This is a genomic window from Bradyrhizobium sp. YR681, assembly GCF_000282615.1.
Lineage (GTDB): Bacteria > Pseudomonadota > Alphaproteobacteria > Rhizobiales > Xanthobacteraceae > Bradyrhizobium.
In genome coordinates this window covers 18,218-41,700 of the sequence record NZ_AKIY01000273.1, presented here as the reverse complement: position 1 = coordinate 41,700, position 23,483 = coordinate 18,218, and the positions used below count along the sequence as shown (strand labels likewise).

The following is a 23,483-nucleotide window of genomic DNA, read 5'->3' as shown; positions in this document are numbered from 1 at the left end:
CACGTTCACGGTGATCTTCTTCGACAAGTCGCCCTTCGCAACGGCGGTCGCGACTTCGGCGATGTTGCGGACCTGGCCGGTCAGGTTCGAGGCCATCGAGTTGACGCTGTCGGTGAGGTCCTTCCAGGTGCCGGCAACGCCGCGCACCTGGGCCTGGCCGCCGAGCTTGCCTTCGGTGCCGACCTCGCGCGCCACGCGCGTGACTTCGCCGGCAAACGCATTGAGCTGGTCCACCATGGTGTTGATGGTGTCTTTCAGCTCGAGAATTTCGCCGCGCACGTCGACGGTGATCTTCTTGGACAAGTCGCCGCCGGCGACCGCGGTCGTGACCTCGGCGATGTTGCGGACCTGCGCGGTCAGGTTCGACGCCATCGAGTTGACGCTTTCCGTGAGGTCCTTCCAGGTGCCGGCGACGCCGAGCACGTTGGCCTGGCCGCCGAGCCGCCCCTCGGTGCCGACCTCGCGCGCGACGCGCGTGACTTCGCCGGCGAAGGCGTTGAGCTGGTCCACCATGGTGTTGAGCGTTTCCTTCAGCTGAAGGATTTCGCCCGACACGTTCACGGTGATCTTCTTGGAGAGGTCGCCGCCCGCGATGGCGGTGGCGACGTCGGCGATGTTGCGGACCTGCGCGGTCAGGTTCGAGGCCATGAAGTTGACGTTGTCGGTGAGGTCCTTCCAGGTGCCGGCGACGCCGGGCACCTGGGCCTGGCCGCCGAGCTTGCCTTCGGTGCCGACCTCGCGCGCGACGCGCGTGACTTCGGAGGCAAACGAGTTGAGCTGGTCCACCATGGTGTTGATGGTGTCTTTCAGCTCCAGGATTTCGCCGCGCACGTCCACCGTGATCTTGCGGGACAAGTCGCCGCGCGCCACGGCGGTGGTGACGTTGGCGATGTTGCGGACCTGGGCGGTGAGGTTGCCGCACATCGCGTTGACGGAGTCGGTCAGGTCCTTCCAGGTGCCGGCGACGCCGGGCACGATGGCCTGGCCGCCGAGCTTGCCGTCGGTGCCGACCTCACGCGCCACGCGCGTCACTTCGGAGGCGAAGGAGCGAAGCTGGTCCACCATCGTGTTGATGGCTTCCTTGAGCTGAAGGATCTCGCCGCGGACGTCGACGGTGATCTTCTTGGACAAGTCGCCGTTGGCGACCGCGATCGTCACCTCGGCGATGTTGCGAACCTGGTTGGTCAGGTTGTTCGCCATCGAGTTGACGCTCTCGGTCAAATCCTTCCAGACGCCGGTCACCTCCGGCACCTGGGCCTGGCCGCCGAGCTTGCCTTCGGTGCCGACCTCGCGCGCGACGCGCGTCACCTCGGAGGTGAACACGCCGAGCTGCTTGATCATGGTGTTGACGATGTTCGCCGACTGCAAAAACTCGCCGCGGAGCGGACGGCCGTCGACGTCGAGCTTGACGGTCTGGAGCAGGTCGCCTTGCGCCACCGCCGCGACCGCGCGGGTCACCTCGCGCGTCGGCCACAGCAGGTCGTCGATCAGCGTGTTGACGGAGCCTTCCATGTCGGCCCAGGAGCCGGAGGCGAGGCCGAACTTGACGCGCTGGCGGGTCTTGCCTTCGCGCCCGACGACCTGGCCGACCAGTTCGAGCTGCTGGGCCATGCGCTGGTTGGCAGCGATGATTTCGTTAAAAGTGTCGGCAATCTTGCCGTCGATGCCGAGATAGTCCCCGCTCATGCGCACCGAGAAATCGCCGCTGCGCATGGCTTGTAGCGCGAGCAGCAATTCCGGCCGGGAATCCGGCTCCGACATTCCGTTGGATTTTGGCTTTGGGACGCGACGACCGGAGCGTGATGCAGTTCCGGGATCGAGGTCGCTCATACTGATTCCCCCGCAGGCGCCGACCGAATCTGGGGCGCGACGCAATTGATCAAACTAGAGCGTCAGCCAAATTCGAAATCAAGCGCCAAGGATGCGGCGCGAGAAGATGGAACCTGCTCTGCTCAGCCCGGCCAAAATAACGACGGTCCAGGCATTTGGTTCCATCTGGTTCCAGGGAATTTTGGATTGCCGCTTTTGCAGTCATATCGGGAGAACAGGGGTACGGCACGCGGCGGGCGCCGGGACGGGGCTATCGGTCTGCCATCGTCCGCTCCGCATCCTTCACCTGGGAGCGCAGCACCGGCAGCTGGTCGCGGGCAAAAGCTGCAAGCGCGACATTGTCGGGCGCTTGGAGATAGCGTTCGAGCAGGGCAATGGTGGATTCATATTCGGGGATCTGCGCGGCGTAGAACGTCCTGATATAGGCCGGTCCGTCCGAAGTCTCGGGCTCGGCGAGGCTGGCGCTCGCCGTGCTCTTGTCGACACGCGGCTCGGTGCCGATCGCCTCTTGAATCTCCTTTAGGGCTTTGTCGCGCTTGGCCGCCTCTTCGGCTCGCAAGGCGGCGAGGTTTTTGACCTCGGCATTGCCGTTCAGATCGGTACTCTCCAGCAGGCTCTGCTGAAAGCGGCTGAACGTGTAGAGGCTGCCGATGACGTCGGTTGCAGTCGGCGCGCGGTCGCTCGTCCCCCGTTCGCCAGTCGCGTCGGCGAATGCTGTGGTGCTGAGGAACGCCAGGAGGATTGCGACAAGTATCCGCATGCCTTTCCAATGACTGATGGCGTGCAAAGTTCCCGCACGTTACGATCCGGTAAGGGCGGTTGCGACGGCGGAGTTCCGTCCCCAGATGTTATCCATGAAACAGTCTGACATCTTCAGGGACAACGCCGACAACTGCCTTCAGCTCGCCGAACGAGCGAACGGGCAGCCCGCTCACAAGCGCTATTCGCGCATGGCGGACGCCTGGACGGCCCTGGCGAACGAGCAGGATTGGCTCGATGGCGAGATTCCGCCCGTCAAGGTCCGCGTCCTCCAGACGCAGGATGCCTGACACCTCCCGATTGTGTGAATCGGCGTGTGAGACCGCTCACGGAATGTGAGCGACCAATCAGGGATCATCGAGGAATAGTCGATCGCTCTCATTTTTCCAGAAGGAGGTTTTGCGATGGCTCCACGTCTGGCTCTTCTCTCACTCATTCTAGCCTTTGGCGTCTCGGTCGCGTTCGCGACGGTCACGACGGTACGCCAGGTGCATCAGGAAAATGCTTCGGCTGCGATCCACGCGGCGCACAGCTAGCGTTGTCGCTCTCGCGCGCTGGAACATTCGTTGCGCCCGTGCGTAGCCGCTTCGAGACATCTGGAGAGGCGAGAGGACATCATGGCCCATTCCGACCACGGCATCGTCAGGGACAAGCGGGCGGAGGATCAACCGCGCGACAAGCAGCGTGCGCAGACGGTGCACAAGACCGATCAGAAGGGCTCGCCGTCGCGTGAAGCGACACGCGATCCCAAGCTCAACGACAACGCCAAGACGCCGGGCTCCGGCGTGATGCCGGACGATTCCGGCGGCGCGCCGACCGGCTAGTTATCGGAAGGAACGAATCCCTTCGCGAAGAGTCGATGGATTGCTTTCGGCTGTCATGCCCCCGGTGCGCCGGAAGCAATCTCCAAGGACGGCCCTGGCACCCCACTGTGCCGGGGTCGTTTTGCTGTGAAGGACAGGCAATTAATCCTCGAGGTCGCCGCCGCCTTTTCCGGGCGTGTGTCCGTCCGGCCCACGGCCGAACACACCGACTTCGCTTGATTTGACGCCCGTGGGCGGCTCGATGCTCGTCTCGATGCCCGCAGCTGCGAGCCCGAATTTGAGGAGCTCGCGAACGGCAGCAGCCCGGGTCGGCATGCGGTGCTTGAACCGGAAATCGTCGACTGCGGCCAGCTCCTCCGGGGAGAGCATGACCTGAAGGCGCTCGGCGCGAAGGTCGTTCATGGTCAATCACGCAAATTGAGCAAGTTGAGTAGTTTACTCAACGAGCCAATTTGGCAAGGGTTCCACAAGAGTCCAAAAAGACATCAACTTAGCAATATTATCAAGCAATATCAATAAGTTATGACTTGCATTGACGTCCAGGAGGGCGCATTCTTGGGGCAGAAGGAGACGGGCCATGACGGACGAAGTCAGGTTACCGCGCCAGCTTTCCGAGGAACGCGAAGCACCCAAGCCGGTGCGCCCAAGCCACCAGAAGGTCATCGAGCAAGTCGAGCGCTGGGCCAACAGCCCGGGCCTGCAACCACCAAGGACGGACGATGCGAAGACGCTCTGAACCCCACACATTCGAGCAACGGTTGGAAGTGCAGAGATCTCGGCTCGAGCAACAGCTTGCGAGCCTGCCGGACGGCCATCAGCGCGCCTCGGTTGCCGCGCGCCTCGAGCAGCTCCAGGCCGCGGCCGAGATGTTTGAATTCCTGATGCCGCGAGAAGCTCTGGCGCCCCGCTGATCGTGGCCAGCGTCAGGACGGCGAGCGGGAGACGACGAAGCTTTCGTCTCAACCACCAGATCGACACCGAGACCACGGCCCAAGTTGCGCACCGACTATGCCGCAGCCGAAAGCGATGATCTACGGCGCGATCGCGCTGGCGAGTCCGCGGCGAATGGGGCATCCCCGACTTTGCGCTTCAGCGTAAGGAGTCGGGCATCGTTGCTCAAACGAGAGGACGCCGGACAGGCCGGCGTCCTCGGAAGATGTCCAATGTTTACTTGGACTGTCCGACGCTCGGCGCCTTGCCGAGCTCCTTGGCCATGTCGAGGTGGTGCCTGAGCGCCGGCAGGGTCTTGCCGGCCCAATCCTTCAGCGCGGAATTGTCGCCGCCCTTGGCGTAGCGCTCGAACAGGGACACGGCATCCTCATGGGCGCTGACCTGATAGGAGTTGTAGTCCGAGCTGAAGTCCTTGCCCGTAGCGCCCTTGAGCTTGTCGAGCTTGCTCTGGTGCGAGCTGTCGAGGGCTGTCGGCAAGGTCGCCTGCACCTTGCCGCCGCCCACGAGCCCCTTGAGCTCGCCGCTGGTCTTGGTGTGGTCGGTGACCATCTGCTGCGCAAAGGATTTCTCCTGCGTATTTCCCTTCTGCACAGCGAGCTTGCTCGATTCGATCTCGAACATGTCGCTGATCGCGACCTCCTTGACGAAGTCGGCAGTCGCAGGCGCGACGCCGAGCGCCGAATTGACGCCGGTCTTTTCGCCCAGCGACTGGGCAAGCGCGGGGCCTGCGAGCAGCACGCAGGCAACAGCGAGGATGGTTCGTTTCATGGTCCGGTCCCTCTGAATTGGCGGCGTGGCTGCTTGCCACGCGACAGCGCTGACCAACCCAGCGTGGGATGCGAGGTTCCTAATCCGTCGGATTCCGGCCCGTGCGCGGGTTGATCGGATCGGTCGGTTTGCGCCGAAGTCGCTCCGGCAAAAACGGCTCGCTCGACGACGCCGTGGGCTCGGCGCGCACGTCGGCATGATGTTGCGCCCGCTCGTGCGGCGTCCTGTTGTCATTGAACTGCCGCTTCACGTCGACGCCGTCGACGGGATCGTTGACGCCGTGCTGGATATCGCGGAAGTCGCTCATGGTTCATTCCTTCTGCTGCAGGCTGATGTGCGGTTTCTTGCATCGGGATTAAGAGAACCACGCGTTTCCAGCGATGTTCCTGATCAGCCGCCGAGCCCCGTTTTGGAACGATCGCCGTCGGAACAGGTTGGTCCACACACTGGCTGAGTGGAGAATAAAGATGTTGAATCAAGGCGAATTGGACCGCAGCGAAATGGGCCGGTTGATCGGCAGCGACAAGGTCGAGGGAACGTCGGTCTATGGCGCGGATCGGAGCAAGATCGGTTCGATCGAGCGGGTGATGATCGACAAGGTCAGCGGCAAGGTGTCCTACGCGGTGCTCGGCTTCGGCGGATTTCTGGGGCTGGGTAACGATCACTATCCGCTGCCCTGGCAGTCGCTGAAATACGACACCGAACTTGGCGGCTATGTCACCGGGATCACCGCCAAGTCGCTCGAAGGCGCGCCGAAATATGGCGAGCGGAGCGATTGGAACTGGGGAGACGATGCGGCGGTGCGCGGCATCAACTCCTATTACGGCGTCCCCTTCGCGTAAGCGAAGCACCGGAAGGAGATCCGATGAGCAAGGAACGGCCGACCGACGACCCCCGGCATCAAACCGACTGGGGATCGCACAGACAGACGGACAAGCCCTGGAAGGGCCTTCCGGAGAAAGAGCAGAAGTCGGACGAAACCAAGCCCGATCTCGAAAAATGGCATGACACCAAGACGCACTGAAGAATATGGGTGCGCGACTACAAGACAATTGAGCGCGGTGCCGAGAGGTGCCGCGCTTCTTTTTGATCGGTCTGTCATGCATGACAGCAGCGCGGATGCCACCGGAACCACGCTCCCGCGCTGCGGTTAGGTCTGCGGCGCGCCGGCAAGAGCCGGTCCGATGGGCGCCAGCTCAGTACCGAGGTATGCACCGTGGATGCTCAAACCCGGGAGCGTGGGCCGTCCGCGGAGCAGCCGCAGAGGGCCAAGGAAGCTCCAAGAACGTCTCCTGATCAGACCCGTGACGCGAAGGAGCAGAAGCCGGCCAGGAAGCCATTACTGCGCGAACGTTTGCGCGAGCATTGGCTGCTCGCGAGCGTCGGCGCAGTCGTGTTGATCGCGGCCCTCGTTGGCGGTCTGCTCTACTGGCTCGAAGTGCGTCACTACGAATCCACCGACGACGCCTTTGTCGCAGCGCGCAGCTTTTCCGTGGCTTCGAAGGTCGGCGGCTACGTGACAGATATCCCGGTCACGGACAACCAGCATGTCAACGCCGGCGATCTTCTCGCCAAGATCGACGAACGAGACTATCGCATAGCCATCGAGCAGGCTGCTGCGCAGGTTGCGGTTTCGAAGGCAAACATCGCCAATGTCGAGGCGCAGCTCGTTTCCCAGCAGGAGCAGATCAAGCAGGCGCAGGCGCAGCTCGAACAGGCGCAGGCGCAGCTCCAATTCGCACAGGAGGAATCTGCCCGCGCCCAGGACTTGGTGGAGAAGGGCGCCGGCACCGTGCAACGCCAGCAGCAGACCCGCTCCGATCTTCAGGCGCAGCAGGCCAACACCGAGCGGGCGAAGACCGCGGTGACCACGGCGCAAGTCGGTATCAAGACGCTTCAGGCGCAGCTCGAAGGCGCCAGGGCGCAACTCGATCAATCTCGCTCGCAGCTCGATCAGGCGAACCTGAACCTGCAATACACAAGCGTCGTTGCCGCGCAGTCCGGCCGGGTCGTCAAGCTCTCCGGCGCCAAGGGCACTTTCGTGACCGCGGGGCAGAGCCTGATGATGTTCGTGCCCGACGAGGCCTGGATCGTCGCCAACTACAAGGAAACCCAGCTCAACGACATGCGGCCAGGTCAGCCGGTGGAAATTCGCATCGATGCCTATCCCGGACGCAAGCTGACCGGTCATGTCGATTCCGTGCAGCGTGGCTCCGGTACCGCCTTCAGCCTGCTGCCGGCCGAGAACGCCACCGGCAATTACGTCAAGGTCGTGCAGCGCGTGCCGGTGAAGATCGTGGTCGACAATTGGCCGGCTGATCTGCCTGTCGGTCCCGGCATGTCGGTCGTGCCCTGGACCAGGGTGCGATGACCGACGCGACGCAAGGCGGCGCCCCTGCCGGTAGCTGGTCGCCGGAGCGCTCGGCGGCCGGCGGGCACAATCCCTATCTCATCGCTTTCGTGGTCTCCATCGCGACTTTCATGGAGGTGCTCGACACCACCATCGCCAACGTCGCGCTGCGCCACATCGCCGGCAGCCTCGCAGTCGGCATCGACGAGAGCACTTACGTGATCACCAGCTATCTCGTCGCCAACGCCATCGTGCTGTCGATCTCGGGCTGGCTGTCGACCGTGATCGGCCGCAAACGTTTTTACATGATCTGTGTCGCGACTTTCACGGTCTCGTCGCTGTTGTGCGGCTTCGCCTGGAATTTGCAGTCGCTGGTCCTGTTCCGCATCTTGCAAGGGCTTGGCGGTGGCGGCATGGCGACCAGCGAGCAGGCGATTCTCGCCGACTCCTTCCCACCTCATAAACGGGGCCAGGCTTTTGCCATCTACGGCGTCGCCGTGGTGGTCGCGCCGGTGATCGGCCCGACTCTCGGCGGCTGGATCACCGACACCTACACCTGGCATTGGGTGTTCCTGATCAACGTGCCGATGGGATTGCTCTCGCTGTTTCTGGTCGGCACGCTGGTCAAGGAGCCGTCCGGGGCGGAGGAGGAGCGCGAGAGGCTGCTGAGCAAGGGCCTGCGCGTCGACTATGTCGGCTTTGCACTGGTCGCGATCGGCCTCGGGTCGCTCGAATACGTGCTCGATGAGGGCCAGCGCAACGACTGGTTCGGCTCGAACCTGATCGTCACTTTCGCTGTGATCTCGGCCGCGTCACTGCTCGCGCTGATCCCTTGGGAATTGACACGCGACGAGCCCATCATCGATCTCCGTCTGCTCGGTCGGCGCCAATTCGCCGCCTGCTTCCTGGTGATGCTCGGCACCGGTGCGGTGCTCATCTCGACCACGCAGATTCTGCCGCAATTGCTCCAGACCGAGCTGAACTACACCGCGCTGCTGGCCGGCCTCGCTCTGTCGCCCGGCGGCATTGCCACCTTGATGCTGATGCCCGTGGTGGGAAAGCTGGTCAGCACCGTCCAGCCGAAATACCTCATCATGTTCGGTGCGGCGGTGGTCGCGTTATCGATGTGGCACCTGACCGGGCTGACCGGCGACATCACCTATGGCTACGCGGCGCTGTCGCGCATCTTCCTCGCGATGGGTCTTCCTTTCCTGTTCCTGCCGGTCACGACCGCGTCCTATGACGGCGTACCTCCCGACAAGACCAATCAGGCTTCCGCGCTGATCAACGTCGCCCGCAACATTGGCGGCTCCATGGGCGTGGCGCTGGCGCAGACGGTTCTGGCCCAGCGCCAGCAATTCCATCAGAGCCGCCTGATCGAGCACGCCGCGCCGTCCGATCTCGGCTATCAGCAGACCATCGATACCATGACGCGTTTCTTCCAGGCCCAGGGCTCGAATGCGAGCGATGCTGCGTCGCAGGCGGTGGCCTGGGTCGGCAGGACCTTGCAGCAGCAGGTCGACTTGCTCGCCTATATCGACGTGTTCTGGACGCTTGCCATCATCGCCATGCTGATGATCCCGACGGCAGCGGTGCTGCGGTCGATCGATCTGGGAGCGCCGGCGCGGGGGCATTGAGCACCCGTCCCACCGCTTCCCTTCGTCCCGGCTCCGCATGGATATGCACCTGCTTGGCATGCAGCGTCCCGCCGCCAGCTTTTTCAGCCGCTCGGTCCTTCGGAGAGAAATGGTGACTGCGGCAGGAGACTGCGGCTAGACTGATGCCACACAATCCGAAAAACCCGGGAGGCACTTCAGTGAAGACCGCGATCACCGAACTGTTCGGCATCGAGCACCCCATCATCCAGGGTGGCATGCATTTCGTCGGCTTTGCCGAGCTTGCCGCCGCCGTCTCCAATGCCGGAGGGCTCGGCATCATCACCGGTCTCACCCAGAAGACGCCGGAATTGCTCGCGAAGGAAATCGCGCGCTGCCGCGACATGACCGACAAGCCGTTCGGGGTGAATCTCACCTTCCTGCCGACCTTCGCGGCGCCGCCTTATCCGGAATATATCGCAGCCATCGTCGAAGGCGGCATCAAGGCGGTGGAGACCGCGGGCCGCAGCCCGGAAGCCTACATGCCCGCCTTGAAGGCGGCCGGGATCAAGGTCATCCATAAATGTACCTCGGTTCGACACTCCCTGAAGGCCGAGCGCATCGGCTGCGACGCCGTCAGCGTCGATGGATTCGAGTGCGGCGGCCATCCCGGCGAGGACGACATCCCCAACATGATCCTGCTGCCGCGCGCGGCGGAGGAGTTGAAGATCCCGTTCGTGGCTTCCGGCGGCATGGCCGACGGGCGCAGCCTCGTCGCCGCGCTGTCGCTGGGCGCGGCCGGCATGAACATGGGCACGCGCTTCATCGCCACCAAGGAAGCACCAGTCCATCAGAACGTGAAGAACGCGCTTGTCGCCGCGACCGAACTCGACACCCGCCTGATCATGCGGAGCCTGCGCAACACCGAGCGCGTGCTGAGAAACGCCAATGTCGACCGCCTCATCGAGATCGAGCGCGAGAAGGGCGATAAGCTCAAGATCGACGACATCCACGACCAGGTCGCGGGGGTCTATCCCAGGATCATGCTGGACGGGCAGATGGATGCGGGCGCCTGGAGCTGCGGCATGGTCGCCGGCCTCATCCATGACATCCCCACCTGCAAGGAACTCGTCGATCGGATCATGGCCGAGGCGGACCAGATCATCCGCAGCCGCCTGATGGGGTTCCTGGACGGGACGGGTGCGACGCGAAAGGTCGCCTGACACCGCCAAACTTCTTAACCAATGCGGGAACTGACCGCTGGTATTGCGCGCGGCGCCTCCTAAATAGAGGTAAATTACCTCTCAACAATCAATTTCAGGAGGCGTCCGTGGTCCTGAAGAGCGTTCATTTTGCTGTTGCCGCTGCCCTCGTGCTCGCATGGGGCGGCATCGCGCGTGCTGACGACTACAAGCCCGGCGAGTATCTGAGTCTCGATCTTTCCAAGGCCGTGCTGTCGCCCAGGCGGCTCGGGCCAGAGACGCAATTCGCGCCGGTCGCACTCGAGGCGCGCGGCGGTAACGAGGCGCAGGCGCGCGCCGAGCCGGTCGACGTGCCCAAGAAGGTCGCCGCCGAACGCGTGCGCGTAGCCGAGCCGAAGGCCGCTCACACCAGGAGCGCCCAGCCGCGTGGCGCGGCACGTACCAGGCTCGCGCATCGCCATGGCAACCCCTTGGACGCACAGGCGAGGGATACCCGCATCCAGACCTGGCCCTGCCGCTCGGGCGGCATCTGCAGCTGGCAGCGTTGAGGCGAGACTTATTTCGCTGCGATTGATATCCACTGCTTCGTGCGAGGCGGTGGAACGGGATGATGCCCGATGTCCGATTTCCGCTATCGGTGCCTGCTGGTCGCTTTCTCCCTGTGCATGTTGAACTTCGTGGCCTTTGCCGTTGGCGCATTCGCGCTCGGCGGCGATGCGATCAACGGCAAGATCGTCGGGGAGCATTTCTATCTGGCAGAACACGGCAAGCTCGCCGAGGTCAGCGAGGCCGTGTACACCTACAGTTTGTGGCACGCGCGCAGTGTTTTCGTAACGCACCCGTTGGCGATCCTGGCTGCATGGCTCGCTAGATTGGAGCAACAGGCGAGGAAGGCGGCAAGGCGTGATGGCAATCAAGGTGGCGCGCTTCCGAGTTCGATCTAGGCTCGCCCCAGCTGTCATCCCCGCGTCGCAAAACCGTAGGCCTGGAGTCAAGAAACCGTAAGCCGGCAGTCAAACGGCGCAGGCACCTTCCGTCGGGATTCGACGAAGGTTTCCTGAATGGCATCGCTCCGCGCCTCGCGCGCATGGACCCGGCGGCAGTTCCTGGTCCGCTCCACGTCCAGCCTCGCCTTGGCAGCGCTCGCAAAGCCGCACCTCAGCCGCGCCGCCGACCGTCCGCAGATCGCCGGCGGCATCCAGTCCGGCGACGTCGCGGACGGCTCCGCCGTGGTCTGGGCGCGCGCAGACCGGCCCGCGCGCATGCAGGTGGAGTGCTCCACCGTCGAAAGCTTCAAGACCATCGTTGCGTCCGCATCGCGTGACGCGCTGCCCGATGCCGACTTCACCGCAAAACTGCAGCTCGACAATCTGCCGCCCGGGCAGGACATCTTCTATCGCGTGCGCTTCGACGACATCGCCGCCGGCATCGCGGGCGAAAGCCGCGTTGGTCATTTCCGCACCGCGCCGGCCGCGGACCGGTCGATCTCGTTTGTCTGGTCGGGCGACGTCGCGGGGCAGGGCTGGGGCATCGACATCTCACGCGGCGGCTATCGCAGCTATCGCACCATGCTCGACAATCGCCCCGATTTCTTCATCCATTCCGGCGATCACATCTATGCCGATTGCACGATCCCTTCGGAGCAGAAGCTGCCGAATGGCGAGACCTGGCGCAATCTGGTGACCGAGGAAAAATCCGGGGCCGCGCACACGCTGGCGCAGTTTCGCGGCAACTACAAATACAATCACCTCGACGAAAACTTCCGCGCGTTCCACGCGCAGGTGCCGATGCTCGCGCAATGGGACGACCACGAGGTTACCAACGACTGGTCGCCGACCGGCAGCTACGACGAAGCCGGTTACGAGGACGACGGCACCCCGCGCCTGGTCGCGCGCGCCCGCCGCGCCTTCTTCGACTTCATGCCGATCCGCGACCTCGGCGCGCGGCAGGGCCGGGTGTATCGCAAGATCGGCTACGGTCCGCTGCTCGATGTCTTCATGATCGACATGCGCAGTTTTCGCGATGCGACCTGGAACAAGGGCGACGATCACCGCGGCTGGATTCTCGGGGCCGAGCAGCTCGCCTGGCTGAAGCGTGAGCTTGCGGCCTCGCGGGCGACCTGGAAGGTGATCGCGGCCGACCTGCCGATCGGCCTCGTCAGTCTCGACGCGGTCGCGCTCGGCAATGGGCCGCCTGACAGGCGCGAGCACGAGATCGCCGATCTGCTCGGCTACCTCAAGCGCGCCGGCGTGCGCAACACCGTCTGGCTCACCGCCGACATGCACTACACCGCCGCGCATTATTACGATCCGAACAAGGCGCAATTCCAGGATTTCGAGCCGTTCTGGGAGTTCGTCTCCGGCCCGCTCCACGCCGGCACCTGGGGCCCGGGCGAGCTCGACGATACCTTTGGCCCGGTCGCGATGTACCAGAACGGCTGCAGCGAGGCGCAGGGCGAGAACCTCGCGCCGTGCTTCGGATTGCAGTTCTTCGGCCGGGTCGACATCGACGGCCGCAGTGGCGTGATGACCGTGACCTTGAAGGACGTCGACAACCGCGACCTCTGGTCGGTCGACATCGTGCCGCAGCCGCGGGTGCGCCCGGCCGTGGTGGCGCAGCATTCCTAGGCCGCTAACCCGATCTTGCTTGGCCGCCCCGCGCCTCCCGCTCTATACTGAGCGTTCCCGCCATTTCTTTTCCATCACCGAAGGGTCTGTCCCCGCGGCCTCACCGTGGGTAAGCGGCGGGTTGAAATACGTCAGGAGCCTGTTTCATGGATCATCTGAAGACACAGGGCATCGACATGCCCAAGCTCGGCCTCGGGACCTTCCGCATGCAGGGCGATGCCTGCCGCGCCGCGGTCGAGAGCGCGCTGTCGATCGGCTATCGCCATATCGACACCGCCGAAATGTACGCCAATGAAGAAGCGATCGGCGCGGCGCTCGCCGCGGCCGGCGTGCCGCGCGGCGAGCTGCACGTCACGACGAAGGTCTGGCACGAGAACCTCAGCCCCGATGCGATCCGCCGCGCCTTCGACGCCAGCCTGACCAAGCTGCGGCTCGACCATGTCGACCTCTATCTCGTGCACTGGCCGTCGAAGTCCGCGAACTGGGGCGCGGTGTTCGAGACCCTGATGAGGCTGAAGGAGGAAGGGCGCACGCGGGCGATCGGCGTTGCCAATTTCACCACGGCGCTGCTCAAGATCGCGGTCGAGGACATCAAGGCGCCGATCGCCTGCAACCAGATCGAATATCACGCCATGCTCGATCAATCGAAGGTGCTGGCCTATCTCAACGCCAGATCGATCCCGCTGGTTGCCTATTGCCCGCTGGCGCAGGGGCGCTTCGCGACCGATCCGGTGCTCGCCGAGATCGGCGCCAAGCACGATGCGACGGCCGCGCAAGTCGCGCTGAAATGGCTGCTCGACCAGGACGGCGTCGCCGCGATCCCGAAGGCCTCGCGCCGGGAGAGCCAGCAGGCCAATCTCGACGCGCTGAAGATCGTGCTCGACGATGCCGACCGCAAGAAGATCGCCGCGTTGCCCAAGGACAAGCGCTGCGTCAATCCCGGCTTCGCGCCGGCATGGGATTAATCTCGCCTGACATGTCGAGAACGCAAAGAAATGGCCCCGCGAGGGGCCATTTCTTTGATGCGTTGCGCGTTAGTCCCAGTGGTGACGGTGACTGCGCTTGATCACCACGACCCGGTCGCGATGGTGGCCGCGATGCCAGCCATGATCGCGATGCTCGCGCATTTCGGCGCGGGCGCCGTAGCCATGATGGTGACCGCGCTTGATCACCACCGTCTCGGCACTCGCCAGTGTCGGCGCCGCAACCGCGAGCGCGCCGAGAGCCGCAATCACATAACCAAGCTTCTTCATGATGTCCTCCTCCAATTCAATGCACAGGAGAACGACGCATGTGTGCGAACGTTCCGGAGGAACTGGCAGAGAATTCTGAACGGATGTTCAGGTGGTTAATCACAGCGCTGCTGCGCGGGGGTCGGCGCACCCGTCGCGACGTATTTGCCGTCCCTGATCGTGTACGCGCCGCGCTCGCTGCGATTGTAGATCGCGCGCATGCTGCCGTCCTTCGCCAGCAGCAGCCCGAACTCGCGGGCCTGATGCAGCGACGGGAAGTACACCATCACGTTGAGCAGGCCTTCGGCGTTGACCGTGGCGGACACCACCTCGTTCTCGTCCCTGGCGTCGCCGAACTCGCGCCGGTACATCACCCTTCCGTCCTTCCGGATCTCGTAAGTCAGCAGGGCGCCCTTGTCGCGGTCGGGCCGGGCAGCGCAATCGACCGCCCATGAGCCGAGCAGGCCCCATTGCTCCACCGTCGCCGCAAGCGTCTCGGCGCCGGCCGGGGACGTCAACGCCATGCACACCGCCGCAGCCGTGGTCCAGCGGCTCAAAAAACACGTCATGTCCGGAAAGGCCCCGCCCTCGAAGATTTCCAAAGTGTAGCATCCCGCCCGCGGCCGTCCACGGCGGCCGCCGATTGCCCGCGAATTTGATCCGCGTCAATGAGGCCCGCCGTATTGCGGGTAGGATGGCGGCTCCCGAAGGCGAAATTGGATAGACCGATGCTGAATCAAGTCATGGATTTTGCGGGCGAAGTGCTGCCGGGGAGCCGTGCCCTGCCGCCATATTCCGAGACCGCGTTTCTGGCCGAGCTGGGCGACCGTTTGCGGTCTTCGCGCGCCCGCTGCGAGCTGTCGCGCCGGGAGCTGGCCCGCCGTTCCGGGATTTCCGAGCGCTACATCGCCCAGATCGAGGCCGGCAAGGGCAATGTCTCGATCGTGCTGCTGCTGCGGCTGGCCTCCGCCATGCACGGCAGCCAGCCCGAGGCGGCTTGATGAGCCGTTAGGTTCGCTTCTCGACATTGGCGCTGCGGGCCGGCACGCCGAACTCCTTGCGGCAGACCTCGGCCAGCACGGCGACGCCATCGCGGATCTGCTGATGCGAAGGGCTCGCAAAGCACAGCCTGAGCCGCGAGCTGGAATGGGGCTTGTCGGTCGACCATTCCGGCCCCGGATTGATCGAGACCCCGGCGGCAAGCGCGGCCTGATAGAGCTTCAGCGCATCGACCTGGTCGGGCAGCTTCACCCAGAGGAAGATGCCGCCCTTGGGTTCTTCGAATTCCGCCGCCGTTCCGAACTGCTCGTTCAGCGCTTCCATCAGCGTGTCGAGCTTGGTGCGCAGCGCCTTGGTCAGGGCCGGGACGTGAGTTGAAAAGTGCGGCTTGCAATAGGCGGCCAGCACCATCTGCTCCAGCGCGCCAGAGCCCGCATCCGTCTTCAGCGACAGCATTCGCGACATCACATCCCAGGGCGCCACGATGAAGCCGACGCGCAGCGCCGGTGCGATCGATTTCGAGAACGAGCCGATATGGATCACGCCGCCGTTCGGGCTCATCGCATGGATCGCCGGCGGCCGCTGTCCCGACCAGACGAGGTCGGCGTAGCAATCGTCCTCGAAGATGGGCACGCCATGTTCGCTCGCGAGCCGCACCAGCTCCGCGCGGCGGCTCTCCGGCATGATGCTGCCGGTCGGGTTCTGCACGGTCGGGATGGTGTAGATGTATTTCGGCCGGATGCCGCGGCTCTTCAAATCGGCGAGCGTCGCGGCCAGCAAATCCATGCGCATGCCGTCCTTGTCGAGCGGGATCCCGACGACGTTGACGCCGAGCCGCGCCAGGCGGGTCAGCGAGCCCTGATAGCTGTCCTGCTCGAAGATCACGGTGTCGCCGCGCGTCAGCAGCGTCGCGTTGACGAGGTCGAGCGCCTGAAGCGAGCCGGAGACGATCAGGAGATCATCGACGGTGCAATTGATGCCGGCATCGCGCTTCAGTTTTGTCACCAGGAATTCGCGCAGGGGCAGATAACCCTGCGGCCCATGCGCCAGTCCGTAGGTGGCGAGCGATCGACCCTCGCGACGCAGCACCGCGTTGGCCGCCTCGATCAGCTCGTCGAGCGGGACCTGTTCGGAATCGTTGTTGCCGCCGACGAAGCTGTATTTGGCCAGGCCTGTCCAGCGCGCAGTCGGGGCCGGCAGCCCTGCGGGAAACAGGGGCGCGAAATCGAAGCTGGACGTCATGGGAGCGTTCCTCGTTTTGTTCTTGTTGAGCGGCCGGCTTTGCGCCGGCTTGCCTTACGTCGTGCTGGTCGTCCGGGGGGGACCACCTCTATTTCCTCGTGGCCGTCCTGGTCGGGCGTCCCTGGCTGATGAAAGCGTAATGCGCATTGGCGACGCCGCCAACCATCAAGGCCTCGACAACCGGCTCGGCGATCTCGCCCGTGGCGGCCCAGTCGACGAGGAAGTTGGCTCCGGTCCCGCCGCGGACGTCGTCGGTCGGGATGAAAATCGAGACGGTGGCGAGCGGCTTCAGGGCGACCGGCGCCTTCAGATAGCTCTCGACCTGCTTGCCTGCGGTGTCGAAATAGGCGATGCGTTTGACCACCAGTGCTTGCGTCTCGGAGGCGTTGTGCACGCTCAAGGTCACCGAGAAGTCGACGCGCAGCTTGCCCTGGCTCATCGCGACGCTGGAATAGGCGGGCACGTAGAACCCGCCGGAGACGGCAAGTTCCTCCTTTGGCAGTGCGGTGAGCGAATCGGCGAAGTTTTGCTCGATATTGACCTTGGGCTGCGCGCTAAGGGGGGCAGCGGACAGCAACGGACCTAGCAGGGCTATCAGCCAGAGCACGATCCGCATGTGACGAATTGCTCGCTTGCCGCGTTGCACTCGGTCACTAGGGTGCGGCAAAACGGACCAATTTGGCATGCACGAGCTCATTCGCGACATCACTCTCTGTATTCTGTTTGCCTGGATGCTGGGCCTGCTGGCCCATTTCTCCCGGCAGCCGCTGATCCTGGCCTACCTTATCGCCGGCTTCTGCATAGGTCCATTCGGTGCCGGCTGGGTCAAGTCGCAGGAATCGATCAGCGTCATCTCCGAGCTCGGCCTGATCTTCATGCTGTTCATGATCGGGCTGGAGATCGACCTCAAGAAGATCGTGCGGGCGGGAAAGGTGATCCTGTTCGCGGCGGGCGGACAGCTTCTCGGCGGCTGCCTGCTCGGGGTGCTGTTCTTCGTCGGCATCGGCCTGTCGCTCGGCGGCGGCCATTTCGACGCGATTTATCTCTGCGTCGCCTGTGCGCTGTCGAGCACCGTCATCATCGTCAAGGTGCTTTACGAGAAGCGCGAGCTCGATACGCTGCCGGGCCGCATCACGCTTGGCGTGCTGGTGCTCCAGGACATCTTCGCCATCCTGTTCCTGGCGGTGCAGCCGAGCCTCGCCAATCTGGAAGTCAGCGTCATCCTGCTGTCGATCGGCCGCGTCGCGGTGCTGGTCGCCGCCGCGCTGCTGGTCAGCCGTTATGTGCTGCCGCGCCTGTTCCACCAGATCGCCCGCCGCCCCGAGCTGATCCTGCTCGGCGCGCTCGCCTGGTGCTTCCTCGTCGCCGAGACCGCGGAGCGGCTGTCGCTGTCGCGCGAGATGGGCGCCCTGATCGCCGGCGTCTCGCTCTCGACCTTCCCGTACGCGCTCGACGTCACCGCCAAGGTCACGACGCTGCGCGACTTCTTCATCACGCTGTTCTTCGTCGCGCTCGGCATGACCATTCCCGTGCCAGGCCTCTCCGTGATCGGGCTGGCGCTGATGATCGCGGCGTTCACGGTGGCGAGCCGCCTCGTCACCACCTTCACCCCGCTCTATCTGATGAAGCAGGGCCTGCGCGCCAGCCTGCTGCCGGCCCTCAATCTTGCGCAGATATCCGAGTTCTCGCTCGTGGTGATCCAGACCGGCGTCGCAGACCACCATATCGCGGCCGAGACGGCGAATGCGGCCTCCTTCGCCTTCGTGGTGCTGGCCGTGCTCTCGACCTTCGCGATGAGCCGCAGCGACGAGATCACCCGCTGGGCGATCGGCCCGCTGAAGCGGATCGGCCTGAAGGACCTCGACCATGGCAACGGCCATGGCGAGGAGGGGCACGAGGGCGGCCATGGCGAGGCCCGCCGCATCGTCATCCTCGGCTTTTTCCGTGCGGCGAGCGCGCTGCTGGCCGAGATCGAGCGGCAGGCCCCGGTGCTGCTCGAGCAGATCACCGTGATCGACTTCAATCCCAATGTGTACCAGACGTTGCTGTCGCGCGGCCTGCACGTGATCTATGGCGACATCAGCAGCGCCGACACGCTGCTCCATGCCGGCGTCGGCAAGTCCGAGATGATCATCCTCAGCGTGCCGGATGCGCTGCTGAAGGGGGCCAGCAACGAGAAGCTGGTCCGCCACGTCCGCACCCTCAACCCCACCGCCATGATCGTCGCCACGGCCGATCTCTTGTCGGATGTCGGCGAGCTCTACGAGGCCGGCGCCAGCTACGTCACCGTGACCCGGCTCAGCGACGCTCATGAGCTGTTTACCGTGATCGAAGCCGCCCAGGCCGGCCTGCTCGCGGACAAGCGCGCCGAGCTCGACCAGCGGCTCGGCGAGCGGCGCGAGGTGCTGCCTTGACGGGGGCGTGGCCGCCTTCCGTCCGGGCCCTGCGCGCCTATATCCCTGGTATCTTCGGTGCAAGCCTGAGGCCCGCGGGCCGGCCCGCCATCGGGCATATGCGGTTGCGTCCAGGACACTAGCGCTTGGCGCCAAGTCCGGCTAAGGCGTCCGGCTAAGCCTCCGGCCCATCAACGATAGAGATTGGGAAATGCCCGATAGCGTCCAGGAAGTCTTGCAGGCCTTCGCCACGGGCGAGCTCGTCGTCGTGACCGACGACGAGGACCGCGAGGGTGAGGGCGATCTGATCGTCGCCGCCTCGCTCTGCACCGCCGAGAAGATGGCGTTCATCATCCGCCACACCTCCGGCATCGTCTGTGCGCCCGTGACCAGCGAGGATGCGCGCCGGCTGCGGCTCGATCCGATGGTGGCCCACAACGATTCCGCGCATACCACCGCCTTCACCGTCTCGATCGACTACAAGCCCGACGGCGGCACCGGCATCTCCGCCGAGGAGCGCGCCTCGTGCTGCCGCGCGCTGTCCAATCCCAATGCCGGCGCCAACGACTTCGCCCGGCCCGGCCACATCTTCCCGCTGATCGCCAAGGACGGCGGTGTGCTGCTGCGCTCCGGCCATACCGAGGCGGCGGTGGACCTCTGCAAGCTCTCCGGCCTGCCGCCGGTCGGCGTCATCAGCGAGCTGATGAACGACGACGGCAGCGTGATGAAGGGCGAGCAGGTCGCCCGCTTCGCCGCCCAGCACAAGCTCAAGCACGTCACCATCGCGGACATGATCGCCTACCGCCAGGCGCGCGAGAAGCTGATCGAGCGGGTCTCGACCTTCGTCACCGAGAGCCCGATCGGACCGCTTCAGGGCTACGCCTATCGTTCGCCGTTCGACTCCATCGCCCACGTCGCCTTCGTCTATAACGGCGTCGGCGACGGCAAGAACGTGCTGACGCGCTTCCACAAGCCGAACATCGTCAAGGATATCTTCACCGGCCACAAGCGCATGGCGGCCGTGCTCGAGCATTTCAAGAAATCCGGCCGCGGCGTGCTGGTTTACCTGCGCGACGGCGCGGCCGGTGTTCCGGTGGCGGCGCTGCCCGATGAGAGCGCGACCGAGGCCGATCGCAACCGTCAGTGGCGCGAAGTCGGCGTCGGCGCGCAGATCCTGCGCGATCTCGGCGTCACCTCGATCCGCCATCTCACGTCCTCGGTGCACGACTACAAGGGCCTGTCGGGCTTCGGCATCGAGATCGTCGCCAACGAGCAGCTTGAAATCTGACGACGTCATTTCCGGCCTCGCGCGGTTGCGTGCCCCGGAATGACCGAAACCAGGATGCATTTGCACTTGTTGCCGCGGCGCTTTAGTTTGTCGGGCAAATTTTGACGGAACCAGATGCGAAAGGACGTTTCATGAGCGTGCGCCCTCAGGCCAAGGACAAGCCGGCTGCGGCTTCTTTCCAGTGGGACGATCCGTTCCTGCTCGACGAGCAGCTGACCGAAGACGAGCGCATGGTGCGCGACACCGCGCGCGCCTACGCCCAGGACAAGCTGCTGCCGCGCGTCACCAAGGCCTATCTCGAAGAGACGACGGATCGCGAGATCTTCAACGAGATGGGCGAGCTTGGCCTGATCGGCATCACGCTCCCTGAGGAATATGGCTGCGCCAATGCGAGCTACGTCGCCTACGGCCTCGTCGCGCGTGAGATCGAGCGGGTGGACTCAGGCTACCGCTCGATGAACTCTGTGCAGTCCTCGCTGGTGATGTACCCGATCTACGCCTATGGCGATGAGAACCAGCGCAAGAAATATCTGCCCAAGCTCGCCAGCGGCGAGTGGGTCGGCTGCTTCGGCCTGACCGAGCCCGACGCCGGCTCAGATCCGGCCGGCATGAAGACTCGTGCCGAGAAGGTCTCGGACGGCTACCGGCTGACCGGCAGCAAGATGTGGATCTCGAACGCGCCGATCGCCGATGTGTTCGTGGTCTGGGCCAAATCGGCCGCGCACGACAACCAGATCCGCGGCTTCGTGCTGGAGAAGGGCATGAAGGGCCTCTCCGCGCCGAAGATCGGCGGCAAGCTGTCGCTGCGCGCCTCGATCACCGGCGAGGTCGTGATGGACGGCGTCGTGGTGCCCGAGGATGCGCTGCTGCCCAACGTCTCCGGCCTGAAGGGCCCGTTCGGCTGCCTCAACCGCGCCCGCTACGGCATCTCCTGGGGCGCGCTCGGCGCGGCCGAGGACTGCATGCATCGCGCCCGGCAGTACACGCTCGACCGCAAGCAGTTCGGCAAGCCGCTCGCCGCGACCCAGCTGGTGCAGAAGAAGCTCGCCGACATGGAGACCGAGATCGCGCTCGGCCTGCAGGGCTCGCTTCGCGTCGGCCGCCTGATGGACGAGGGCAAGTTCGCGCCCGAGATGATCTCGATCATGAAGCGCAACAATTGCGGCAAGGCGCTCGACATCGCCCGCGTCGCGCGCGACATGCACGGCGGCAACGGCATCTCGGCCGAGTACCACGTGATGCGCCACGTCCATAATCTCGAGACGGTCAACACCTACGAGGGCACCCACGACGTCCACGCCCTGATCCTGGGCCGCGCGATCACGGGCATCCAGGCGTTTTTCTGAACGCCGCGTTCTCCGGTCGTGGCTCGTTTGCTCCGCTGTCATCGCCCGCGAAGGCGGGCGATCCAGTATTCCAGAGACCTCGCCTTCGCCACCGACGCCACGGCGTACTGGATACCCCGCTTTCGCGGGGTATGACGGCAGAGTGGGGCTGCAGTGCACAGGAAGTCCCATGTCCGACAACGACGACGTCCCGTTCAACCGCAATTTCCCGCTTCAGCCCGGAATCGTCGAGGAAGTCCGCCCCGGCGTGCGGCGGGTGCTCTGTAACAATCCGAGCCCGTTCACCTTCACCGGCACGGTCAGCTACATCGTTGGCCGGGGTAACGTCGCGATCATCGATCCCGGTCCTGATGATGCGGCCCATGCCGCAGCGCTGCTTGATGCCGTGCGCGGCGAGACGGTGAGCCATATCTTCGTCACCCATACCCACCGCGACCATTCGCCGAACACGGCGCGGATCAAGCAGGCGACCGGCGCGCCTGTCTATGCAGAGGGCCCGCACCGCGCCTCGCGCCCGCGCTTCGAGAGCGAGAAGCACAATCCGGAATCCGGTTCCGATCGCGACTTCGTGCCCGATATCCGGATCGCCCATGGCGATGTCGTCGAAGGCGACGGCTGGCGGCTGGAGGCGGTGGCGACGCCCGGCCATACCGCCAACCATCTCGCCTTTGCCTGGCCCGAGCGGAAATTCAACTTCGTCGGCGACCACGTCATGGGCTGGTCGACCTCGATCGTGGCGCCGCCCGACGGCTCGATGATCGACTACATGGACTCGCTCGACCGGCTCGCTGCGCGCGAGGAGGATCTGTATTTCTCCGGCCACGGCCCCGAGATTCCGGAGGGCCAGCGCTTCGTGCGCTTCCTGATCCGTCACCGCAAGGCGCGCGAGGCATCGATCCTGCATCGCCTCGCCAAGGGCGAGACCGACATCCCGACCATGGTGCGCGCGATCTATATCGGCATCGATCCCAGGCTGACGACGGCGGCCGGCTATTCCGTGCTGGCGCATCTGGAAGACCTCGTCGCGCGCGGCGTGGTCGCGACGGATGGCGATCCCGTGATCGGCGGGACGTATCGGATGGCGGGTTAACCCGCCCGTCATTCCGGGGCTCGCGAAGCGAGAACCCGGAATCCATCCATCGACAAACTCTGCGGCGCGATGGATCCCGGGCTCGCGCTAAAGCGCGCCCCGGGATGACGCTCTATCGCGTCACTTCTTCACCGTCTTCGCCGGCGCTTTCGGCGGCGCCACCGGCGTCTTCTTCACCGGCTTGAGCGCATCGGCGTCCGCGGCGGTGTTGAGATCGTCGATGAATTTGGTCACGCGGGCGGCGTTGCTGCCGAGGTCGCTCTCGAAATAGCGCGAGGCGGAGCGGATATCGACGCGGGAATCCTCGCCGTCGGGGACGACCCGGATCGAGATGTCCTCGCGCAGGCCCATGATCGGCGAGCGTGCCACTGCCTCGATGCGGCCGATGCGGCGCGGTGGCTGCGGCGCGCGCTCGTCGATGACGAGCCATTTGCGCTTGTTGACCAGCTGGAGCGCGATCGCATAGGCGCGATCGACCGGGATTTCGAGTTCGATCGGCTCGATATCGGGGTAGAATTGACGCTGCTGCTCGGCCGAATAGAGGCCGGCATAAACGGCGGTATTGGCGCCGTCGCTGGCACGCAGCTTCGCCAACGCGTCGAAGCGGGGCGGGTCGATCGGGTCGGTGGTGATGTCGTGGATCGGCGGCAGCTTGCTGTATTGCAGGCCGAGATAGGCGGGGTAGGCGAGGATCGCCCCGTCGATCAGGAAGGCGAGCAGGATGCGCGCCATGCCGCGCGAGCCGTTCTGCCAGATCGCGGCAAAGCCGGCGAGGCCGAAAAGGATCGAGAGCCCGGCGATCGCAAGGCCGCCGAAGAAGGTGACGAGCGCCGGCTTCGGCTCCAGAAAGCCGAAGCGGACGATCACGATCGAGACCACGACCGCCACCACCGCGAACACGGCCAGATTGCGTGCCCAGCTGGCGAGGCTGGACACGGGCTCCGTCTGATAGGGAGCGGAAAACCTGCGGGCCATCGGGTGAGCTCT

The 23,483-nt window shown here is 64.6% G+C and carries 28 protein-coding genes; 18 read left to right on the top strand and 10 right to left on the bottom strand.

What is annotated here, in order from left to right:
* On the bottom strand, positions 1-1,830 hold a 1,830-nt coding region (locus tag PMI42_RS30090; RefSeq protein WP_008141589.1), incomplete at its 3' end, for a HAMP domain-containing protein.
* Between the two features lie 250 nt (positions 1,831-2,080).
* The gene (locus PMI42_RS30085; protein ID WP_008141587.1) at positions 2,081-2,590 is read right to left on the bottom strand and encodes a DUF4142 domain-containing protein; all 510 of its coding nucleotides are present in this window, start codon (positions 2,588-2,590) and stop codon (positions 2,081-2,083) included.
* Between the two features lie 94 nt (positions 2,591-2,684).
* Here PMI42_RS30085 and PMI42_RS30080 point away from each other — a divergent pair, with 94 nt between their 5' ends.
* Complete coding sequence (locus tag PMI42_RS30080; RefSeq protein WP_035967038.1) at positions 2,685-2,879, top strand: hypothetical protein; 195 nt, start codon at positions 2,685-2,687, stop codon at positions 2,877-2,879.
* Positions 2,880-3,206: 327 nt separating this feature from the next.
* On the top strand, positions 3,207-3,413 hold the full coding sequence (locus PMI42_RS30075) for a hypothetical protein (protein ID WP_008141581.1): 207 nt from the start codon (positions 3,207-3,209) through the stop codon (positions 3,411-3,413).
* A gap of 141 nt (positions 3,414-3,554) precedes the next feature.
* On the opposite strand, the gene PMI42_RS30070 is transcribed toward PMI42_RS30075, so the two are convergent.
* Positions 3,555-3,815 (bottom strand): hypothetical protein, encoded by a 261-nt coding sequence (locus tag PMI42_RS30070; RefSeq protein WP_008141574.1) that lies wholly within the window; start codon positions 3,813-3,815, stop codon positions 3,555-3,557.
* Between the two features lie 175 nt (positions 3,816-3,990).
* Here PMI42_RS30070 and PMI42_RS40190 point away from each other — a divergent pair, with 175 nt between their 5' ends.
* Together PMI42_RS40190 and PMI42_RS30065 are read left to right on the top strand one after the other, a co-directional pair.
* Positions 3,991-4,149, top strand: coding sequence for a hypothetical protein (locus tag PMI42_RS40190; protein ID WP_008141573.1), 159 nt, complete (start codon positions 3,991-3,993; stop codon positions 4,147-4,149).
* A gap of 28 nt (positions 4,150-4,177) precedes the next feature.
* Entirely contained in the window at positions 4,178-4,324 is a 147-nt protein-coding gene (locus tag PMI42_RS30065; RefSeq protein ID WP_240535300.1) for a hypothetical protein, read from the top strand.
* Positions 4,325-4,580: 256 nt separating this feature from the next.
* Here the strand turns inward: PMI42_RS30065 and PMI42_RS30060 are convergent, their stop codons facing one another.
* Positions 4,581-5,132, bottom strand: coding sequence for a DUF4142 domain-containing protein (locus PMI42_RS30060; RefSeq protein ID WP_008141571.1), 552 nt, complete (start codon positions 5,130-5,132; stop codon positions 4,581-4,583).
* 79 nt (positions 5,133-5,211) lie between these two features.
* Positions 5,212-5,439, bottom strand: a complete 228-nt coding sequence (locus PMI42_RS30055; RefSeq protein ID WP_008141570.1) for a hypothetical protein — start codon at positions 5,437-5,439, stop codon at positions 5,212-5,214.
* Between the two features lie 160 nt (positions 5,440-5,599).
* Here PMI42_RS30055 and PMI42_RS30050 point away from each other — a divergent pair, with 160 nt between their 5' ends.
* The 9 genes from PMI42_RS30050 to PMI42_RS30015 all read left to right on the top strand — a co-directional run bounded on the left by PMI42_RS30050 (position 5,600) and on the right by PMI42_RS30015 (position 13,871).
* The gene (locus tag PMI42_RS30050; RefSeq protein WP_008141564.1) at positions 5,600-5,974 is read left to right on the top strand and encodes a PRC-barrel domain-containing protein; all 375 of its coding nucleotides are present in this window, start codon (positions 5,600-5,602) and stop codon (positions 5,972-5,974) included.
* A 23-nt stretch (positions 5,975-5,997) separates the two neighbouring features.
* Positions 5,998-6,156, top strand: coding sequence for a hypothetical protein (locus PMI42_RS40185; RefSeq protein ID WP_008141563.1), 159 nt, complete (start codon positions 5,998-6,000; stop codon positions 6,154-6,156).
* A gap of 192 nt (positions 6,157-6,348) precedes the next feature.
* Positions 6,349-7,503 (top strand): HlyD family secretion protein, encoded by a 1,155-nt coding sequence (locus PMI42_RS30045; protein WP_008141562.1) that lies wholly within the window; start codon positions 6,349-6,351, stop codon positions 7,501-7,503.
* Entirely contained in the window at positions 7,500-9,119 is a 1,620-nt protein-coding gene (locus PMI42_RS30040; RefSeq protein ID WP_008141561.1) for a DHA2 family efflux MFS transporter permease subunit, read from the top strand. Before PMI42_RS30045 ends, PMI42_RS30040 begins: the two co-directional genes overlap by 4 nt.
* 179 nt (positions 9,120-9,298) lie before the next feature.
* Positions 9,299-10,300, top strand: coding sequence for an NAD(P)H-dependent flavin oxidoreductase (locus PMI42_RS30035; protein WP_008141560.1), 1,002 nt, complete (start codon positions 9,299-9,301; stop codon positions 10,298-10,300).
* A gap of 107 nt (positions 10,301-10,407) precedes the next feature.
* On the top strand, positions 10,408-10,827 hold the full coding sequence (locus PMI42_RS30030; protein WP_008141559.1) for a hypothetical protein: 420 nt from the start codon (positions 10,408-10,410) through the stop codon (positions 10,825-10,827).
* A 69-nt stretch (positions 10,828-10,896) separates the two neighbouring features.
* Positions 10,897-11,223 carry a hypothetical protein gene (locus PMI42_RS30025; protein WP_008141551.1) on the top strand — a complete coding sequence of 109 codons (327 nt, stop codon included), beginning with the start codon at positions 10,897-10,899 and terminating at the stop codon, positions 11,221-11,223.
* A 117-nt stretch (positions 11,224-11,340) separates the two neighbouring features.
* Positions 11,341-12,906 carry an alkaline phosphatase D family protein gene (locus PMI42_RS30020; protein ID WP_008141549.1) on the top strand — a complete coding sequence of 522 codons (1,566 nt, stop codon included), beginning with the start codon at positions 11,341-11,343 and terminating at the stop codon, positions 12,904-12,906.
* A 146-nt stretch (positions 12,907-13,052) separates the two neighbouring features.
* The gene (locus tag PMI42_RS30015; protein ID WP_008141547.1) at positions 13,053-13,871 is read left to right on the top strand and encodes an aldo/keto reductase; all 819 of its coding nucleotides are present in this window, start codon (positions 13,053-13,055) and stop codon (positions 13,869-13,871) included.
* 69 nt (positions 13,872-13,940) lie between these two features.
* On the opposite strand, the gene PMI42_RS30010 is transcribed toward PMI42_RS30015, so the two are convergent.
* Both PMI42_RS30010 and PMI42_RS30005 read right to left on the bottom strand, forming a co-directional pair.
* Positions 13,941-14,159 (bottom strand): hypothetical protein, encoded by a 219-nt coding sequence (locus PMI42_RS30010; protein ID WP_008141543.1) that lies wholly within the window; start codon positions 14,157-14,159, stop codon positions 13,941-13,943.
* A gap of 95 nt (positions 14,160-14,254) precedes the next feature.
* Positions 14,255-14,662, bottom strand: a complete 408-nt coding sequence (locus tag PMI42_RS30005; protein WP_008141536.1) for a hypothetical protein — start codon at positions 14,660-14,662, stop codon at positions 14,255-14,257.
* Between the two features lie 204 nt (positions 14,663-14,866).
* On the opposite strand from PMI42_RS30005, the gene PMI42_RS30000 reads away from it, so the two are divergent.
* Positions 14,867-15,139: a helix-turn-helix domain-containing protein gene (locus tag PMI42_RS30000; protein WP_008141533.1), complete on the top strand. Its 273-nt coding sequence runs from the start codon at positions 14,867-14,869 to the stop codon at positions 15,137-15,139.
* A gap of 7 nt (positions 15,140-15,146) precedes the next feature.
* Here PMI42_RS30000 and PMI42_RS29995 read toward each other — a convergent pair whose 3' ends face one another.
* Positions 15,147-16,379: an aminotransferase-like domain-containing protein gene (locus tag PMI42_RS29995; protein ID WP_008141531.1), complete on the bottom strand. Its 1,233-nt coding sequence runs from the start codon at positions 16,377-16,379 to the stop codon at positions 15,147-15,149.
* An 88-nt stretch (positions 16,380-16,467) separates the two neighbouring features.
* On the bottom strand, positions 16,468-16,995 hold the full coding sequence (locus tag PMI42_RS29990) for a DUF3124 domain-containing protein (protein ID WP_008141528.1): 528 nt from the start codon (positions 16,993-16,995) through the stop codon (positions 16,468-16,470).
* A gap of 67 nt (positions 16,996-17,062) precedes the next feature.
* Between PMI42_RS29990 and PMI42_RS29985 the strand changes: the two genes are divergently transcribed.
* From PMI42_RS29985 to PMI42_RS29970, 4 genes are all read left to right on the top strand, one after another.
* A complete protein-coding gene (locus PMI42_RS29985; protein ID WP_008141525.1) occupies positions 17,063-18,793 on the top strand; it encodes a cation:proton antiporter domain-containing protein in 1,731 nt (576 codons plus the stop codon).
* A 190-nt stretch (positions 18,794-18,983) separates the two neighbouring features.
* Entirely contained in the window at positions 18,984-20,060 is a 1,077-nt protein-coding gene (ribB, locus tag PMI42_RS29980) for a 3,4-dihydroxy-2-butanone-4-phosphate synthase (RefSeq protein ID WP_008141523.1), read from the top strand.
* A gap of 131 nt (positions 20,061-20,191) precedes the next feature.
* The gene (locus tag PMI42_RS29975; protein ID WP_008141520.1) at positions 20,192-21,406 is read left to right on the top strand and encodes an acyl-CoA dehydrogenase; all 1,215 of its coding nucleotides are present in this window, start codon (positions 20,192-20,194) and stop codon (positions 21,404-21,406) included.
* Between the two features lie 169 nt (positions 21,407-21,575).
* Entirely contained in the window at positions 21,576-22,496 is a 921-nt protein-coding gene (locus PMI42_RS29970; protein ID WP_008141518.1) for an MBL fold metallo-hydrolase, read from the top strand.
* Positions 22,497-22,616: 120 nt separating this feature from the next.
* Here the strand turns inward: PMI42_RS29970 and PMI42_RS29965 are convergent, their stop codons facing one another.
* Positions 22,617-23,471, bottom strand: a complete 855-nt coding sequence (locus PMI42_RS29965; protein WP_008141516.1) for a DUF1499 domain-containing protein — start codon at positions 23,469-23,471, stop codon at positions 22,617-22,619.
* Positions 23,472-23,483: the final 12 nt, after the last annotated feature.